Genomic DNA, 17,308 nt, shown 5'->3' on the forward strand with positions numbered 1-17,308 from the left:
ATCGTTATAGAGGCTTACGGCGCAGCGCGGGAGGGCTGCGCACCGGCACGCGGCGGCATGACAAACAGCACCAGCGCCGGGATTAAATAGAGGAAGTAAACTGCCACTTCGCTGACGCTCGGCGTCTCCTGGTAACCAAAAATGCCCTCCAGCAGCGTGCCGGTCAGCGAATGGGTGGTCAGTACGTTACTTAAATCAAAGGCCACATCCTGGAAATGGTTCCACAAGCCCGCTTCATGGAAAGCGCGGATTGCACCGGCGGCAAGACCCGCGGCGACAAAAAGAATAAACAGGCTGGTCCATTTGAAAAACGCGCCGAGATTGAGACGAACGCCGCCCCAGTAGAGCAGAAAACCGAGCACCACGGCGGTGGCAAGACCCAGCACGGCGCCAAGCGGCGGCCAGATGCCGACATCTTGTTGAAACGCCGCCAGCAGGAAGAAGACAGACTCCAGCCCTTCACGGGCGACGGCGAAAAAGACCATCAGGATCAGCGCCCAGCCGTGGTTATTACTGCGTGCCAGCGCGGTATCGACGGCCTGCTCCAGCTGCACTTTGACGTTGCGCGACACGCGGCGCATCCAGAACACCATCCATGTGAGGATCACTACCGCAATCGCCGCGACAATACCCTCAAATAGCTCCTGCTCTCTTTGCGGGAACTCGCCGGTGGTTTCATTAATGGCGATGCCAAGCCCCAGACAGAGCGCAGCGGCGAGAAACACGCCGACCCACATTACGCTAATCCAGCGTCCACGTTGGGTGCGTTTCAGATAACTGGCAATCAGGCTTACAATCAGCGCCGCTTCCAGGCCTTCACGCAACATAATAAGGAATGGGACAAACATAGAACCGCCTTTGTGTTATGCACCGTCAATGGTTGCAAAGAAAGGTAAATTGCATTGATAGTGATTATCATTACGCCAAGAAGAAACTCAAGCGAAAAATATGTTGAGAATGATAACCGGATGTAACCAGCTAGCAGGCTAACGACTCCCCCCATAACCTTATGCAGAAACCGTTGAAAAGCAGCAAAAAGTTAGCTAACGAAGCATTATCTTTCTGTTTACCGCCCCGCACGCCTGTGGCTAAATAAACGCCCGTTTCGTTTACCTGGCTACGCCCAAACTATGCTCAATTTTTTACATTTTCTGCTGGCGCTGGTGGTGATCCTCGCGCTGGCCTGGCTGGTGAGTTTTGACCGCAAGCGCATTCCGTTTCGTTTCATCCTGCAACTGATTGTGATCGAACTGGCGCTGGCCTGGTTCTTTTTGCATGCCCAGAGCGGGTTAACGCTGATTAAATATGTCTCCGGCTTCTTTGAGGTGCTGCTGAAATTTGCCGCAGAAGGGACCGGTTTTGTCTTTGGCGGCATGAGCGAAAAAGGACTGGCGTTTATCTTCCTCGGCGTCCTCTGCCCTATCGTCTTTATCTCCGCGTTGATTGGCATTTTGCAGCACTGGCGTATTCTGCCGATCTTTATTCGCCTGATTGGAACACTGCTCTCAAAGCTTAACGGCATGGGCAAGCTGGAGTCCTTCAACGCCGTCAGTTCGCTGATCCTCGGCCAGTCGGAGAACTTTATTGCTTATAAAGGCATTCTGGCGGATCTCTCTTCACGCCGGATGTTCACCATGGCGGCGACGGCGATGTCGACGGTATCGCTGTCGATTGTCGGTGCCTATATGACGATGCTCGACGCGAAATATGTGGTCGCGGCGCTGCTGCTCAATATGTTCAGCACCTTTATCATCCTGTCGGTGATCAACCCGTCGCGCGGGCAGGAGGAAGCGGAGATCAAGCTGGAAAAGCTGCATGAATCGCAAAGCTTCTTCGAAATGCTCGGTGAATACATTCTTGCCGGTTTCAAAGTGGCGATGATTATTCTGGCGATGCTGATTGGCTTTATTGCGCTGATCAGCGCCGTTAACGCCCTCTTCTCGGCGCTGTTTGGTATCAGCTTCCAGCAGCTGCTCGGCTACGTCTTCTACCCGCTGGCGTGGCTGATTGGCATCCCGCTAAGCGATGCGCTGCCGGCTGGCAGCATTATGGCAACCAAGCTGGTGGCGAATGAGTTTGTGGCGATGATTGAACTGCAAAAAGTTGCCGCGCAGATGAGCCCGCGCGGGCTGGGCATTCTCTCGGTCTTCCTGGTCTCCTTCGCCAACTTTGCCTCTATCGGCATCGTCGCGGGTGCGATCAAGGGGCTGAACGAGCAGCAGGGTAATGCGGTTTCGCGTTTCGGCCTGCGGCTGGTGTATGGCGCGACGCTGGTGAGCCTGCTCTCCGCGGCGTTTGCCGGGGTGGTGCTGTAAAGGTGTGATTCCCCTCTCCCGTTCGGGAGAGGGACTCTGTCAGAACTGTACGCAGACCGCCTGATCGACCCGCATCACCGACTCCTGGGCAAAACGCGATTTATAGACTCCGCGCAGCTCATCAATTTTTTTATCGCTTTGCGCATCCTTAGCGTGGATCAGCATCAGCGCTTTGCTCGGCTCCCGCGCCACTTTGCCATCGTTACCAAGCCACTGGCCGCGCGCATCAAACACCGTTAACCCTTCGCGAAAACGCGGCGTCACATCGCCATCGACAAACTGCTGCCACTCCTCGGCGGTAATCGCTTTACCTGCCGGGCGATTGAGGCCGAAATAGAGCGTCGTTTGCTCCATTCGATCTGCCGGTGCGCACTGCTGCGGCATTGCTTGCGGCTTTTGCGCCGGTGCATTACAGCCCGCCAGCAGACCTGCCACCATCAATGCCATCGCCACTTTTATTGTTTTCATTCCCCTGCCCTCACGGTTAATTGTCGGGAGATATCAGCGTAATCCTCATGATTTAGCAACAAAAAAACCCGCCGCAGCGGGTTTTATTAACAAGGGTACTTACTTCGCCTGCGCGCGAACCGGCGGCGCAGAGTGGTAATGGGCATCCGCCTCGGCGAAGCGCTGCTGCATAGCGGCAGACGGCGCTTTGCCGATCAGGCTGAAGACCACAATCCCGAGGCTGCCGAAGATGAAGCCAGGGATGATTTCATACAGGCCCAGCCAGCCGAAGTGTTTCCAGACGATAACGGTGACCGCACCGATAATCATCCCCGCCAGCGCGCCGTTACGCGTCATGCGTGACCACATCACCGAGAGCAGCACCACCGGGCCAAACGCCGCACCGAAACCGGCCCACGCGTAGCTTACCAGGCCAAGCACGCGGTTTTCCGGGTTTGCCGCCAGCGCAATCGCCACCAGCGCGACCACCAGCACCATCGCACGGCCAACCCACACCAGCTCTTTCTGGCTGGCACCTTTACGCAGGAACGCTTTGTAGAAATCTTCCGTAATCGCGCTGGAGCAGACCAGCAGCTGGCAGCTCAGGGTCGACATCACCGCTGCGAGGATCGCAGAGAGCAGGATACCGGCAATCCACGGGTTAAACAGCACCTGCGCTAGCTCAATAAAGACGCGCTCGGCGTTCTGGTTTACCGCGCCCGCCAGCGACGGGTTGGTATCAAAGTAGGCGATGCCGAAGAAACCGACCGCCACTGCGCCCGCAAGGCAGAGGATCATCCAGGTCATACTGATGCGACGCGCATGCACGATGGTGTGGTGGGAATCGGCCGCCATAAAGCGCGCCAGAATATGCGGCTGACCGAAGTAGCCCAGCCCCCAGCCCATCAGCGAGACGATGGCGACAAAGTTGAGGCCTTTGAGCATATCGACGTTTTCAATGCTCTTCTGCTTGATCACTTCCAGCGAATCACCAAAACCGCCGACGGAGATAATCACAATCACCGGGGTGAGGATCAGGGCAAAAATCATCAGGCTGGCCTGCACGGTGTCAGTCCAGCTAATCGCAAGGAAGCCGCCAATAAAGGTATAGAGAATGGTTGCCGCCGCACCGGCCCACAGCGCCGTTTCGTAGCTCATGCCGAAGGTGCTTTCGAACAGACGCGCACCCGCCACAATGCCGGAAGCACAGTAGATGGTGAAGAAGACCAGAATTACCACCGCCGAGATAATGCGCAACAGACGGCTGTTATCTTCAAACCGCCCGGTGAAGTAATCCGGCAGCGTCAGGGCGTTATTGTTCGCTTCGGTGTGAACGCGCAGACGCCCCGCCACCAGTTTCCAGTTGACCCAGGCACCGACGGTCAGGCCAATGGCAATCCAGCTTTCAGAGATGCCGGAGATAAAGATCGCTCCCGGCAGCCCCATCAGCAGCCAGCCGCTCATATCAGAGGCACCGGCCGATAACGCCGTCACCAATGGCCCGAGGCTGCGGCCACCGAGAATATAGTCATCAAAGTTTTTTGTTGATCGCCAGGCAATAAAACCGATCAGGATCATGCCAAAGATATAAATAAGAAAGGTCACCATCATCGGTGTGCTTATTGCCATCAAAATAGTCTCCAGGATCTTCGTCGACAAAGTCACTTTGCCGCTTTTATCCATCGCCGGAACGTAGCGACGGTGCGTATGTATTATTAGAAGCGCCCGTATCCTGCCGGAAGCCTCCGTTATTCACAATTGATTTAACACACCATTTACATCGAAGATATCCCACAGGGAATAGGATTTTGTTATAGGTTGCACTCCATCACATTTTTAAAGGTTGCACCTTTGAAAAGTGTTAGCAACCGCATAAATCCTGGCTTTGCAGCAGATTTCACCGTTCCTGTTACCCCTTTCGTTAATTAACAATTCATTCATTTCTCACCTTGCCAGCCAGCTCACAATTAACAAGGTTGCACAAAGTTGCAACATGGTGGATATTTCAGCCTATTGTGCAAAACACCATATAAACAGGAGCAACGCATGGGCACCACCACCATGGGGGTCAAGCTTGACGACGCCACGCGCGAAAGGATTAAAGCTGCCGCAGCGACTATTGACCGCACGCCGCACTGGTTAATTAAACAAGCTATTTTTAATTTCCTTGAAAAGCTGGAGAGCAGCGAAGGATTACCTGAACTGGCGGGCGCCCAGGCGCACAGCGTGCAGGAAGATGAGGCCAGCGCGGTGATTGACGAAAGCCCGCAGCCGTTCCTCGACTTTGCCGAGCAGATCCTGCCGCAGTCGGTCTCCCGCGCGGCAATCACCAGCGCCTGGCGCTGGGCGGAAACCGATGCCGTGCCGATGCTGCTTGAGCAGGCGCGCCTGTCGCAGCCGGTAGCCGAGAGTGCCCATAAGCTGGCGTACCAGCTGGCAGAAAAGCTGCGTAATCAAAAAACCGCGACCGGCCGCGCAGGCATGGTGCAGAGCCTGTTGCAGGAGTTTTCCCTCTCCTCGCAGGAGGGCGTGGCGCTGATGTGCCTCGCCGAAGCGCTGCTGCGTATTCCTGATAAAGCGACGCGCGATGCGCTGATCCGCGACAAAATCAGTAACGGTAACTGGCAATCCCATATTGGCCGCAGCGCCTCGCTGTTTGTGAATGCCGCCACCTGGGGTCTGCTGTTTACCGGCCGCCTGGTCTCTACCCATAACGAAGCCAATCTCTCCAGCTCGCTGAATCGCATTATCGGTAAGAGCGGCGAGCCGCTGATCCGCAAAGGGGTCGATATGGCGATGCGGCTGATGGGCGAGCAGTTTGTCACCGGCGAGACCATCGCTGAAGCGCTGGCCAACGCCCGTAAGCTGGAAGAGAAAGGGTTCCGTTACTCCTACGATATGCTCGGCGAAGCGGCGCTGACCGCCGCCGATGCGCAGGCCTATATGGTCTCTTACCAGCAGGCGATCCACGCCATCGGTAAAGCCTCAAACGGGCGCGGCATCTATGAAGGACCGGGCATCTCCATCAAGCTCTCCGCCCTGCATCCGCGCTACAGCCGCGCGCAGTATGACCGCGTGATGGACGAGCTCTATCCGCGCCTGAAATCCTTAACCCTGCTGGCGCGTCAGTACGATATCGGAATCAACATCGATGCCGAAGAGGCCGACCGGCTGGAGATCTCCCTCGACCTGCTGGAAAAACTCTGCTTCGAGCCAGAGCTGGCGGGCTGGAACGGCATTGGCTTTGTGATTCAGGCTTATCAGAAGCGCTGCCCGTTTGTCATTGATTACCTGATTGAGCTGGCGACCCGCAGCCGTCGCCGCCTGATGATCCGCCTGGTGAAAGGCGCCTACTGGGACAGCGAAATTAAGCGTGCGCAGATGGAAGGTCTCGAGGGCTATCCGGTCTATACCCGCAAGGTCTACACCGATGTTTCCTATCTTGCCTGCGCGAAAAAACTGCTGGCGGTGCCGAACCTGATCTATCCGCAGTTCGCTACCCACAACGCCCACACGCTGGCGGCGATCTACCAGCTGGCCGGGCAGAACTACTATCCGGGCCAGTATGAGTTCCAGTGTCTGCACGGCATGGGTGAACCGCTCTATGAGCAGGTAGTCGGCAAAGTCGCCGATGGCAAGCTTAACCGTCCGTGCCGTATTTACGCCCCGGTCGGCACCCATGAAACCCTGCTGGCGTACCTGGTGCGCCGTCTGCTGGAAAACGGCGCTAACACCTCGTTCGTTAACCGCATTGCGGATAACACCCTGCCGCTCGATGCGCTGGTCGCCGATCCGGTTACGGAAGTGGAAAAACTCGCCGCCCAGGAGGGCCAGGTGGGGCTGCCGCATCCGAAAATTGCCCTGCCGCGCGCGCTCTATGGCGAAGGCCGCATTAACTCGGCCGGTCTCGATCTGGCGAACGAACACCGTCTGGCTTCCCTCTCCTCTGCCCTGCTCAACAGCGCGGCGCAGAAGTGGTATGCCCATCCGATGCTCGAAGAGGCGGTAATGGAGGGTGAAGCAATTGCGGTGCTCAACCCGGCAGAGCCGAAAGATGTTGTCGGTTATGTGGTGGAAGCGAGTGAAGCGCAGGTGAACCAGGCGCTGGAGAACGCGGTGAACCATGCGCCGATCTGGTTTGCTACGCCTCCGCAGGAGCGCGGTGCCATCCTGCAGCGCGCCGCAGTGCTGATGGAAGACAACCTGCAAACGCTGATTGGTATTCTGGTGCGTGAAGCGGGCAAAACCTTCAGCAACGCCATTGCGGAAGTACGTGAAGCGGTCGATTTCCTGCACTACTACGCCGGCCAGGTCAGCAGCGATTTCGATAATGAGACCCATCGCCCGCTTGGGCCGGTGGTCTGTATCAGCCCGTGGAACTTCCCGCTGGCAATCTTTACCGGGCAGATTGCCGCCGCGCTGGCGGCCGGTAACAGCGTGCTGGCAAAACCGGCGGAGCAAACCCCGCTGATTGCCGCCCAGGGCGTGAAGATCCTGCTCGAAGCGGGCGTACCGGCGGGCGTGCTGCAACTGCTGCCAGGCCGCGGTGAAACGGTTGGCGCACAGCTGACCGGCGATGCCCGCGTGCGCGGCGTGATGTTTACCGGCTCGACCGATGTCGCCACGCTCTTGCAACGTAACATCGCCACCCGCCTCGATGCCCAGGGTCGTCCGACGCCGCTTATCGCCGAAACTGGCGGTATGAATGCAATGATTGTCGACTCTTCGGCGCTGACGGAACAGGTAGTGATTGATGTGGTCGCTTCCGCGTTTGACAGTGCGGGCCAGCGCTGCTCGGCGCTGCGCGTGCTCTGTCTGCAGGAGGATATCGCCGACCATACGCTGACCATGCTGCGCGGCGCGATGGCCGAGTGCCGGATGGGTAATCCGGGACGTCTCTCCACCGATATTGGGCCGGTGATTGATGCCGAAGCTAAAGCCAATATTGAAAAACATATTCAGGCGATGCAGGCGAAAGGCCGCACCGTCTACCAGGCGGTACGTGAAAATAGCGAAGATGCCCGCGAATGGCGTACCGGCACCTTTGTGCCGCCAACGCTGATTGAACTGGAAAGCTTCGACGAGCTGAAAAAAGAGATCTTCGGTCCGGTGCTGCACGTGGTGCGTTATTCACGTAACCAGCTCGATCAACTGCTGGAGCAGATTAACGCCTCCGGCTACGGTCTGACGCTGGGTGTCCACACGCGTATTGATGAAACCATCGCGCAGGTCACCGGCAATGCTCACGTGGGTAACCTCTACGTGAACCGCAATATGGTCGGCGCCGTGGTGGGCGTGCAGCCGTTTGGCGGCGAAGGGTTGTCGGGCACCGGGCCAAAAGCCGGTGGGCCGCTCTATCTCTATCGCCTGCTGAGCAGCCGCCCGGAGAATGCGGTGCTGAAAACGCTTAACCGTCACGATGCCGAGCGCCCGCTGGATGCGCAGGTGAAAACCGTGCTGATCCAGCCGCTGGCGGCGCTGACCGCCTGGGCCGCCACGCAGCGCCCGGAATTACACAAGGTGTGCGAGCAGTTCAGCGAACTGGCGCAGGCCGGTACGCAGCGCCTGCTGCCTGGCCCAACCGGAGAGCGTAACAGCTGGACGCTGGCACCGCGCGATCGCGTATTGTGCGTGGCCGATAACGAGCAGGATGCGCTGGTGCAGCTTGCCGCCGTTCTGGCATCTGGAAGCCAGGCGCTGTGGCAGGACGACACGCTGCATCGCGATCTGGTGAAACAGTTACCGCAAACCGTCAGCCAGCGGATTAAATTCGCCAAAGCGGAGAGCCTGATGGCGCAGCCGTTCGACGCGGTGATCTTCCACGGCGACTCCGATCAGCTGGTGCATCTGTGCGAAAACGTTGCAGCACGCGATGGCGCGATCGTCTCCGTTCAGGGCTTTGCGCGGGGTGAAACCAATATCCTGCTCGAACGCCTGTGGCTGGAGCGCTCGCTCAGCGTTAACACCGCAGCAGCCGGTGGTAATGCCAGCCTGATGACGATTGGTTAAGTCGGTGAAATGCCCGATGGCGCTGCGCTTATCGGGCCTACGGTGTAGATTTGAACCGCATTTGTAGGCCGGATAAGGCCTCAGCCGCCATCCGGCAATGCGCCGATGGCGCTGCGCTTATCGGGCCTACGGTGTGGAGTTTGAACCGTATTTGTAGGCCGGATAAGGCGTTAGCCGCCATCCGGCAGCGTGTCGGGAGTGAAAGAATCGTTGTAATAAAAAAGCGCCTTACGGCGCTTTTTTTCGTAGTGTTAAACCGACGTCGCCGCCGGGGTGCACAGCGAGCAATGTCTCTTTTGAGTACCCGCTTTCGCTCATCAGGCAGGCGCAGGCGGCATCAAAAATCGCCAGCACCAGCACGATGGAGGTGGTAGCCAGCATATTGAGCGGATCGATCTCGCGCTGCACGCCGGTGGAGATCACTAGCCTTGATGCCAGCGCAATCGCCGAAGAGGGGTTTTCCGTCACGCAGAGGATAGGCGTATCTTTTATCGCTAACCCAGGCAGCAACCGCGTTAACTCCTCCGAGTTGCCGCCGCGCGAGAGCATAATCACCAGATCGTCTGGCCCGACAAAACCGAGATCGCCGTGCGCGGCATCGGTGGCGTTCAGGTAGATAGCCGGGCGCTCGACGCAGGCCAGCATATGGGCGATTTTACGCGCCGCAATGCCGGAGGTGCCGACGCCGGTAACGACAATCTTTCCTTTGCAGCCGCGCAGTTCAGCCATCAGTGCCGCCCAGGTCGCGGGATCAAGATGGCGGCTCAGCGCGGCCATCTCTTCGCTGTAGATACGCCAGGCATTGCACGCTTGTTGCCAGCTTTCGCTCATGCCTCCTCCTGCATCAACGCGCGGTACTTCATATGATCCGCGTACATCTCATGGAAGACGGTGTATTTACGATCGTAGTAAAGCTTGATGCGATTAGTCTGCGGCGTCACGGTTTTACCAATGCGGCTCATCGCCGACATCGCTTCCGGGAAGCTGTCGAACACACCGGCCGCAATGGTGCCCATCATCGCCCCGCCAAGCAGCATCGCCTCGCTCTCCTCCGGCAGCAGCATCGCGCAGCCGGTAGCATTAGCGTGCTCCTGCACAAAGATCGGGTTTTTGGTGCCGCCGCCGCTCGCCATTACCGTATCAATGCTGTAACCGCTTTGATTCATGGTTTCGATAATATGACGCGTGCCGAGGGCAATAGCCTGAATGGTCGCCAGATAGTGCAGCGCCATATCTTCCGGCGTGCGCGACAGCTTCAGCCCGCTAATCACGCCCGTGAGCGTCGGGTTAGCGCGCGGGGAGCGGTTGCCATGGAAGTACGGCAGGATATGAATATCGCGGGTCAGAAAGGCGATATTCTCCGGCTCGCCCGCCATTTTGCGCAGCAACGCATTGAGCACTTCATAAATGGTCTGCCCCTGGGTTTTAGCCTGCGCGAGCAGCGTTTCGTAACAGGGGTGAGACTGAATGACGTGATCGATCAGCGCCCCGGTTGCCGACTGTCCGCCCTCGTTCAGCCAGTAGCCCGGCAGCACCGCCGAGTAGTAAGGCCCCCAGACACCGCCGATAAAGCGTGCCTGCGGCGAAATCGCCATATGGCCGGTGGAGGTGCCGCCAATCAGCGCAACGCGGCGGTCAAAATCGGCCATCTCACCCGACGGCCCGCTGGCACCAAGCGTGCCCAGCGTCCCGGCGTGAGCGTCGATAATCGATACGCTGACCGCCGTGCCCGGCATCAGCCCCATCTCGCTGGCCGCGCGCTGCGACAGCCCGCGGCCAAGCGGTTCGCCCATCGTTTTCACGTAGCGACCAATCTTCTCTGCATCATGTTCGAGCAGATCTTCGAGGCCAATCTGGCGGAAATAGCTGGTATCCCACTTGTCTTCATGGCCCATATAGGTCCATTTACACACCGTTGAGCAGAGCGAACGGGTGTCGTCACCGGTGGCACGCCAGGTGAGAAAATCGGGCAGATCGAAGAAGAAGCCAGCGTTCGCCCAGGTGTTCGGCATATGCTGTTTCAGCCACAGCAGTTTTGGCGTCTGCATCTCCGGCGAGATAATGCCGCCGACATAATCCAACGCCCGGTGATGGGTAGCGTTGATGCGATCCGCCTGCGCAATGGCACGGTGATCCATCCACACGATGATGTTCTGTTCGCTGCGCCCGGAGGGGCTGATAGTCAGCGGGTTGCCCTGTTTATCCAGCACCACCAGCGAGCAGGTGGCGTCGAAGCCCAGCCCTTTGACCTGAATCGGGTTGATATCGGCCTGATTGATGGCATCGCGCACGGCGTTACAGACCGCCTGCCAGATGTTGTCGGAGGATTGCTCGACGAAATCGGCCTGCGGGCGATAGATCTCAATGCTCCTGCTGGCCTGGCTGACCATCCGGCCCGTCAGGTCAAAAATGCCCGCGCGGGCGCTGCCGGTCCCTACATCCACACCAATAAAGTAGCTCGCCATTTTTTTTCTCCCGAAATCAGGCTTTACGATTCTGTAATGCGATAAAGAGGATCAGCACCGCGCCCCAGAGCGCCATCGTCAGATAGCTGCTGATACCTAATAAATTAAAGCCACTTTCCAGCATCTGCAGCACCACCAGCGCCAGCACCAGCCCGAGCACGCGGCCAAAGCCGCCGTCCGGGTTAATGCCGCCGAGCACCGAGGCCAGAATGGTTACCAGAAGATAGGATTCGCCATACCCCGCTTTCGCGGAGTTAAATTTCGCCATCATCAGAATGGCGGCAACCCAACCGAGCAGCGCGGAGATAACATACACCGCAATCTGCACGCGCACGGTGTTAACACCGCTGTAGCGCGTTGCCTGTTCGTTGGAGCCCACCAGGTAGAGGCTGCGCCCGAGCGTAGTGTGCTCCAGCAGCACCCACAGCAGTAACGCCACCACTAAAAAGAGCAGCAGTGCCACCGGAATACCAACAATCGTGGCATTCCCGAGGTACTGGATCGCCGCCGGGAAGCCGGAGATCACCGTGCCGTTAGAGAGCAGAATATTGAGCCCGGAGATAAGCGTCATGGTGCCGAGGGTAGCGAGGATCGGCGAGACGCCTACCCAGGCGACCAGGGTGCCATTCAGCACGCCAATCGCCACCGCCGTCAGCAGCCCGGCAAACAGGGCTAACGCCAGAAAGAGTGGATTATCCGGGTGCATCACAATTACCGCCGCCATCACCAGCGAACAGGCGTTAGCCCCGGCGATAATGGAGAGGTTGATGCCGCCGGTGAGCATGGTTATCCCCATGCCGAGCGCCAGCATGCCGAGGATCGGCAGCTGCGATCCGATGGACTGGAAGTTAGCGACGCTGAAAAAGCGCCCGCCGAGCAGGAAAAAGAAGATCAGCGCGACGACGACAATAATCACGCACTGCAAGCGGATGATGGCATCACCGGGCAGGATTCGGACGATGGATTTCATCTTATAGCTCCCTTGCGAGTTTGCGTTTTTCATGCCACGCGGTGGCGCTGATACTGACCAGAATGATCGCGCCGCTAAAGACCGTGTGCCAGTAAGAGGAGACGCCAAGCAGTGTTAAGCCGTTTTGCAGGAAGGCGAGCAGGATCACACCGAGCAGCGTACCGATTAAGGTGCCGCGCCCGCCGGACATGCTGGTTCCGCCCAGCACCACTGCCGCCAGCACCGTCAGCTCATAACCAAACAGCGAGTTGGGTGCCACCGACTGGGTGATCTGCGCCTGTACCACCGCCGCAACACCCGCCAGGATGCCCATATAGCCATAAACATAGAAGTGCAGCTTCAGCAGGTTCAGCCCAAGACGCGACGCCGCATCGCGGTTGCCGCCCATGGCGTAGATTTGCCGCCCCAGACGGGTGTAGTTCATCAGCACGGCGGTAAAAATAATCGTCGCGCCAAGGCAGATCAGCGGCAGGGTCAGGCCGTAGTCATAGCCGTCCGCACCGGTAAAGGTGAACCAGCTAATGCCGTTCATAAACCAGTCCGGGAAGCCATACAGCCAGGTGCCTTTGGTGGCGTAGACCAGCAGACCGTAAAAGAGGTTCAGGGTGGCAATGGTAATGATGATGGCCGGTACGCGCAGCCAGTAGACCAGAAAGCCGTTGATCAAGCCGAGCAGTAACCCAACAGCCATCGCTAACGCCAGCGCAACCACAAAGTTGCCGCCGTGGGCAATCACCCAACTGGCCATCGCGTATTGCGCAATCGCCGTCATCGCCGGGAAGGAGATGTCGATCCCGCCGGAGATCAGCACCACAAACAGCCCACAGGCCAGAATGCCGAGGATCGCATAACTGGTGGCGACATCCGTTAAATTGCCGAGGGTGAAAAACTCATCGGTGCGGATCGTCAGACCGACCGCCAGCGCAACCACCAGCACGCCAAGCCAGAACTCATGTTGCCCAATCAAGCGGGCGAGCGAGTTACGCATTGACCACCTCCGCGATCTCCTCTTCGCTACAGCGGTGCGGATTGAACTCCGCCACCAGTTCACCCCGGCGCATCACCAACACGCGGTGGCTGTTGTAATAGGCTTCCGGGATTTCATCACAAATCATCAATACTGCCATTCCCTGCTCTGCCAACTGGCGGGCAATCTGATAGATGCCCTCTTTGTTGGCGATATCGACGCCAACGGTCGGCGAATCGAGGATCAAAATCCGCGGCTGCGTGGCGACCCATTTTGCGATAGCAATACGCTGGGCATTGCCGCCGGAGAGGGTTTTCACCGGCAGTTGCGGGTCGGAGACTTTGATATTCAGGTTACTGATAAGATCCTTTACCAGCTGTCCAGCTTTGGCGTGATCGAGCAAGCCGCTGCGGGTATGGAGTTTGTCGAAAACCGTGACAATGGTGTTGTCATAGATCGACTGCTCCATAATCAGCCCCTGGGTTAAACGATCTTCCGAAACATAGCCGATACCGTGGCGAATGGCGTCATGGTTATTACGCATTTTTACCGGCTTATCATTAATGCGGATTTCGCCATCTTCAGGCTTCGTCATGCCAAACAAGCTCATGCAAAGTTCGGTGCGCCCGGAGCCCAGCAGCCCGACAATCGAGACAATCTCGCCGCTGCGCAACGACAGATTGATATCGCGGTATTTTCCTTTACGGCTTAAGTGGCGCAGCTCCAGCATCGGCGGCTGGTCAACCGGAGGTTTTTCCGGCAGCGGGCTGTAGTGGAAACGCTGCCCGGTCATCAGATAGGCCAGTTCGTGGCTATCGAGCTCGCTGGCGGGCCAGGTGCCGACCAGCTTGCCGTCGCGCATCACGCTGATGCGATCCGCTACTTCCATCACCTCATCGAGGCGGTGGCTGACAAACACGACGCAGATACCGGCGGCTTTTAGTTCATTAACCACGCGCAGCAGCCCATTCACTTCCTGACGGGTTAACGATGCGGTCGGCTCATCCATGATCACCAGCCGGGCTTCGGCGGCAATCGCGCGGCAGATCGCCACCAGCTGGCGGTCGGCGATGGAGAGTTTTTCGACCTTTTTATCCGGATCGAGGCGCACGCCGATGCGTGCCATCGCGGCCAGTGCCTGCTTGCGCATCGCGCCGCGGCGCACCCAGATGTCGCCGCCGGGCAGATAGCGATGCAGGGCGATATTTTCCGCCACGCTGAAATTGGGAAACAGGGAGAGATCCTGGTAGATCACCTGAATGCCGTAATGGGCGGAGAGCTGCGGCGTCAGTTGATGAAAGAGCTTGCCATCAAGCTCAATGATGCCGCCTTTTTCCGGGTGATAGACACCGGAAATCACTTTGATGATGGTGCTTTTCCCGCAGCCGTTTTGCCCTGCCAGGCAGTGAACTTCGCCTTTTTTGAGGGTTAAATTCACCTTATCCAGCGCCAGCACGCCCGGGAATTGCTTGCTGATATTCTCAAGAGTGATAAATGCGGTGGGGTCGGTCATCGACAATACCTCTGCCAGCGCCCGTGAAGGACGCGAGGATGAAATCTGCGGCGGAAGAGCCGGCCTGAAAGGCCGGCGTTCCGGTTCCCTGGTGTGGCCAGTAAGGCTCAGAAACCGAGTGTTTTAGCGTTTTCTTTTGTCACTTCGAGGATCTTATTAAAGCGGATCACTTTCTTATTCATATCAACATCGGCTTTGCCCAGCCCCTCGATAGAGAGATCGGACGTCACTTCTTTTCCTTGCAGCAACTGGTCGGCGACGGTCACCAGTGCGTAACCGGCATCACGCGGGTCCCACAGCAGTGCTTTTTTGATGTCGCCGCGCATCAGATAAGGCGCAGCCTGCGCCGGCATCGCGATGCCAACAACCGCCAGTTTATCCTTCGCGCGTTTCTTCTGAACGGCCTGCCCTGCGCCAATCGGCCCAAGCGATCCGAAACCAATTACCCCTTTCAGGTCCGGGTAGGTTTTCATCAGGTCAAGGGTGGTGGCATAGGATTTATCAATGCTCTCTGCCACCGGCAAACGCGAGGTGACTTCAAACATATCCGGGTACTTCTCTTTCTGGTATTTGATGGCGTAATCAGCCCAGGCGTTGTGCAGCGGCACGGTCAGCGAGCCGACGTAAATGGCGTAACCGCCCTTACCGCCCATATCTTTTGCCAGCTCATCGACGTTAGCCTGCGCATACTTTTCGCTGTCGATGGTTTCAATATCCCACTGGCCGATCTGCTGGTCCGGGGATTCGTGGGTCAGCACCACAATGCCTTTGTCGCGCGCTTTTTTCAGCACCGGCTCCAGCACCTTCGCGTCGTTTGGCACCACGATAATAGCGTTAACGTTTTTCGCGATCAGATCTTCGATCACTTTCACCTGCTGCGCCGGATCGGGTGTGGATGGCCCGGTCTGGTAAGCGTTGACATCCAGTTTTTTTGCCGCTTCGTTGACGCCGGTCTCCATGCGGTTAAACCACGGGATCCCGGTCACTTTCGCAACAACGGCAATCTCATACTTCTGGGCGGCAAAAGCCTGCCCCGAGAGCATGCTGGCAGAAATCATCGCTGCGCTAATCAGGGCGAGTTTGAATTTCATGGTTGTACCTTTCTTAAGGGAAAGTCGCGGTGAGAGATTAACAACGAAGGGAAGAGGCAAAACAGCGAAAATGCCATAAATGTGATGCATGCCCAAAATTGTTATTTTTAAGATAATTTTTGGTTAAATTAAAGTTAAAAGAAGAAATGTCTGCCCCTGATTGCGCGTATATTTTGTTAAATAAAGCACCTATTGAAACTTATTATTAACATTTAATTAACTAAAATCTCTTTAAGAGGTTTTTATGCGCCCGATTCTGCGGTGTCTTGCCCGCAGAAAAATATCAATTTTGTGAGCTGAAACGAATAGAGCAATCCATTCATCAGGATGGCTGATGGCAAAGTGACATTTTTTAAAGGCTGTGTTAATAAATTTGCTGAATGAATTTGATAAGGAAGGGAAGACAATGAAACGATGCTTGTTGATGCTGAGCGCGCTGCTGCTCAGCCAACCGCTCTATGCTGATGAGTGTGATAACGCCTCAACGCAGGGGGAACTCAATAGTTGCACCGCTGCGCAATATCAGACCGCGGACAAAAAGCTTAACCAGACTTATCAGGAGGCGCTGAAGCGTTCGTCGCCGCAGCAGGCTGAACTACTGAAAAAAGCGCAGAAAAGCTGGATAGCCGTACGCGACAACGACTGCGCGTTTGTCAGTTCCGGCTCGGAGGGCGGCAGTGTTCAACCGATGGTGCAAAACCAGTGCCTGGCGGATAAAACCAGTGAACGCGAAGCGTGGCTCGCCTCGCTGTTGCAGTGCGAAGAGGGCGATATGAGCTGCCCGCTTCCGCCCGCTCATTAACGCACGCGGATGCCTTCAATAATCATGCGCTGAACGTTGTCGACGGTGCGCTGAAAAAAGGCTTCGTCCTGCAGGGTCGCGCCGGTGACCGCTTCCACCTGGGTGGCGAAATCGGCATAGTGCTGCGTGGCCGCCCAGATCATAAAGATCAGATGGTGCGGATCGACGGCAGTGAGTTTGCCGCTGGCGATCCAGCCGGCAATGATTGCTGACTTCTCCTCCACCAGCGTTTTCAAATCACCAGTCAGCTCCGCTTTCAGCAGCGGCGCGCCCTGCAACATTTCATGGCAGAAAAGGCGGGAGGCCTGCGGATGATCGCGCGAGATCTCCAGCTTCAGGCGAATGTACTCTTTGATCGCCGCAAGCGGCTGTAAATCGGAACGAAACGCTCTGAGCGGTGCCAGCCAGACATCCAGCAGTTGACGCAGCACGGCGACGTAGAGCGCCTCTTTTGACGGGAAATAGTAGAGGAGATTGGTTTTAGAGACACCAGCCTGATCGGCCACCTGCTCTACGCGCGCGCCGTGAAAGCCGAGACGGGAGAAAACCTCCAGCGCCGCGCTGAGAATAGCCTGCCTTTTTTTGCTGACTGCCCGCGTACGTTTACCCATTTCCATTGCCATACCTACTCCATCACCCTAACCTGGCTGCAGCATAGCAAAGGTCGCCGTCTGGCTCGACCCTCTGAGCAGCTTTATCCGGTGGAAGATTGAAGATGGCGTGGGCGAG

General features: G+C 57.2%; 13 protein-coding genes. 3 read left to right on the top strand and 10 right to left on the bottom strand.

Annotation, left to right across the window (positions count from 1 at the left end):
• Positions 1-14: 14 nt before the first annotated feature.
• Complete coding sequence (gene efeU / locus EH164_RS14115) at positions 15-848, bottom strand: iron uptake transporter permease EfeU (protein WP_023481492.1); 834 nt, start codon at positions 846-848, stop codon at positions 15-17.
• Positions 849-1,130: 282 nt separating this feature from the next.
• Between efeU and EH164_RS14120 the strand changes: the two genes are divergently transcribed.
• Entirely contained in the window at positions 1,131-2,315 is a 1,185-nt protein-coding gene (locus EH164_RS14120; protein ID WP_042713519.1) for a NupC/NupG family nucleoside CNT transporter, read from the top strand.
• 39 nt (positions 2,316-2,354) lie between these two features.
• On the opposite strand, the gene EH164_RS14125 is transcribed toward EH164_RS14120, so the two are convergent.
• Both EH164_RS14125 and putP read right to left on the bottom strand, forming a co-directional pair.
• Positions 2,355-2,783, bottom strand: coding sequence for a DUF3574 domain-containing protein (locus tag EH164_RS14125; protein WP_206430677.1), 429 nt, complete (start codon positions 2,781-2,783; stop codon positions 2,355-2,357).
• Between the two features lie 99 nt (positions 2,784-2,882).
• Positions 2,883-4,391, bottom strand: coding sequence for a sodium/proline symporter PutP (gene putP, locus EH164_RS14130; RefSeq protein ID WP_023481708.1), 1,509 nt, complete (start codon positions 4,389-4,391; stop codon positions 2,883-2,885).
• Positions 4,392-4,808: 417 nt separating this feature from the next.
• Here putP and putA point away from each other — a divergent pair, with 417 nt between their 5' ends.
• Positions 4,809-8,771: a trifunctional transcriptional regulator/proline dehydrogenase/L-glutamate gamma-semialdehyde dehydrogenase gene (putA, locus tag EH164_RS14135; RefSeq protein WP_124968741.1), complete on the top strand. Its 3,963-nt coding sequence runs from the start codon at positions 4,809-4,811 to the stop codon at positions 8,769-8,771.
• A 228-nt stretch (positions 8,772-8,999) separates the two neighbouring features.
• On the opposite strand, the gene EH164_RS14140 is transcribed toward putA, so the two are convergent.
• From EH164_RS14140 to EH164_RS14165, 6 genes are all read right to left on the bottom strand, one after another.
• The gene (locus EH164_RS14140) at positions 9,000-9,548 is read right to left on the bottom strand and encodes an SIS domain-containing protein (protein WP_370277282.1); all 549 of its coding nucleotides are present in this window, start codon (positions 9,546-9,548) and stop codon (positions 9,000-9,002) included.
• 50 nt (positions 9,549-9,598) lie between these two features.
• Entirely contained in the window at positions 9,599-11,236 is a 1,638-nt protein-coding gene (locus EH164_RS14145; RefSeq protein WP_124968745.1) for an FGGY-family carbohydrate kinase, read from the bottom strand.
• Between the two features lie 16 nt (positions 11,237-11,252).
• Positions 11,253-12,206: an ABC transporter permease gene (locus EH164_RS14150; protein WP_124968747.1), complete on the bottom strand. Its 954-nt coding sequence runs from the start codon at positions 12,204-12,206 to the stop codon at positions 11,253-11,255.
• A gap of 1 nt (position 12,207) precedes the next feature.
• On the bottom strand, positions 12,208-13,194 hold the full coding sequence (locus EH164_RS14155; RefSeq protein ID WP_124968749.1) for an ABC transporter permease: 987 nt from the start codon (positions 13,192-13,194) through the stop codon (positions 12,208-12,210).
• Entirely contained in the window at positions 13,187-14,686 is a 1,500-nt protein-coding gene (locus EH164_RS14160; protein ID WP_124968751.1) for a sugar ABC transporter ATP-binding protein, read from the bottom strand. Before EH164_RS14160 ends, EH164_RS14155 begins: the two co-directional genes overlap by 8 nt.
• Before the next feature lie 107 nt (positions 14,687-14,793).
• Positions 14,794-15,777: an autoinducer 2 ABC transporter substrate-binding protein gene (locus tag EH164_RS14165; RefSeq protein WP_023481662.1), complete on the bottom strand. Its 984-nt coding sequence runs from the start codon at positions 15,775-15,777 to the stop codon at positions 14,794-14,796.
• A gap of 406 nt (positions 15,778-16,183) precedes the next feature.
• Here EH164_RS14165 and EH164_RS14170 point away from each other — a divergent pair, with 406 nt between their 5' ends.
• Positions 16,184-16,579, top strand: a complete 396-nt coding sequence (locus EH164_RS14170; RefSeq protein ID WP_124968753.1) for a lysozyme inhibitor LprI family protein — start codon at positions 16,184-16,186, stop codon at positions 16,577-16,579.
• On the opposite strand, the gene rutR is transcribed toward EH164_RS14170, so the two are convergent.
• Entirely contained in the window at positions 16,576-17,202 is a 627-nt protein-coding gene (gene rutR / locus EH164_RS14175; protein ID WP_124968755.1) for an HTH-type transcriptional regulator RutR, read from the bottom strand. The genes EH164_RS14170 and rutR overlap by 4 nt on opposite strands.
• Positions 17,203-17,308: the final 106 nt, after the last annotated feature.

It is taken from the genome of Kosakonia sp. CCTCC M2018092, from assembly GCF_003864115.1.
GTDB lineage: Bacteria > Pseudomonadota > Gammaproteobacteria > Enterobacterales > Enterobacteriaceae > Kosakonia > Kosakonia cowanii.

What these genes read in the sequence shown, in the direction of transcription:
- efeU (WP_023481492.1), bottom strand. Translation starts at nt 848, where the DNA reads ATGTTTGTCCCATTCCTTATTATGTTGCGTGAAGGCCTGGAAGCGGCG.
- EH164_RS14120 (WP_042713519.1), top strand. Translation starts at nt 1,131, where the DNA reads ATGCTCAATTTTTTACATTTTCTGCTGGCGCTGGTGGTGATCCTCGCG.
- EH164_RS14125 (WP_206430677.1), bottom strand. Translation starts at nt 2,783, where the DNA reads ATGAAAACAATAAAAGTGGCGATGGCATTGATGGTGGCAGGTCTGCTG.
- putP (WP_023481708.1), bottom strand. Translation starts at nt 4,391, where the DNA reads ATGGCAATAAGCACACCGATGATGGTGACCTTTCTTATTTATATCTTT.
- putA (WP_124968741.1), top strand. Translation starts at nt 4,809, where the DNA reads ATGGGCACCACCACCATGGGGGTCAAGCTTGACGACGCCACGCGCGAA.
- EH164_RS14140 (WP_370277282.1), bottom strand. Translation starts at nt 9,548, where the DNA reads ATGGCCGCGCTGAGCCGCCATCTTGATCCCGCGACCTGGGCGGCACTG.
- EH164_RS14145 (WP_124968745.1), bottom strand. Translation starts at nt 11,236, where the DNA reads ATGGCGAGCTACTTTATTGGTGTGGATGTAGGGACCGGCAGCGCCCGC.
- EH164_RS14150 (WP_124968747.1), bottom strand. Translation starts at nt 12,206, where the DNA reads ATGAAATCCATCGTCCGAATCCTGCCCGGTGATGCCATCATCCGCTTG.
- EH164_RS14155 (WP_124968749.1), bottom strand. Translation starts at nt 13,194, where the DNA reads ATGCGTAACTCGCTCGCCCGCTTGATTGGGCAACATGAGTTCTGGCTT.
- EH164_RS14160 (WP_124968751.1), bottom strand. Translation starts at nt 14,686, where the DNA reads ATGACCGACCCCACCGCATTTATCACTCTTGAGAATATCAGCAAGCAA.
- EH164_RS14165 (WP_023481662.1), bottom strand. Translation starts at nt 15,777, where the DNA reads ATGAAATTCAAACTCGCCCTGATTAGCGCAGCGATGATTTCTGCCAGC.
- EH164_RS14170 (WP_124968753.1), top strand. Translation starts at nt 16,184, where the DNA reads ATGAAACGATGCTTGTTGATGCTGAGCGCGCTGCTGCTCAGCCAACCG.
- rutR (WP_124968755.1), bottom strand. Translation starts at nt 17,202, where the DNA reads ATGGCAATGGAAATGGGTAAACGTACGCGGGCAGTCAGCAAAAAAAGG.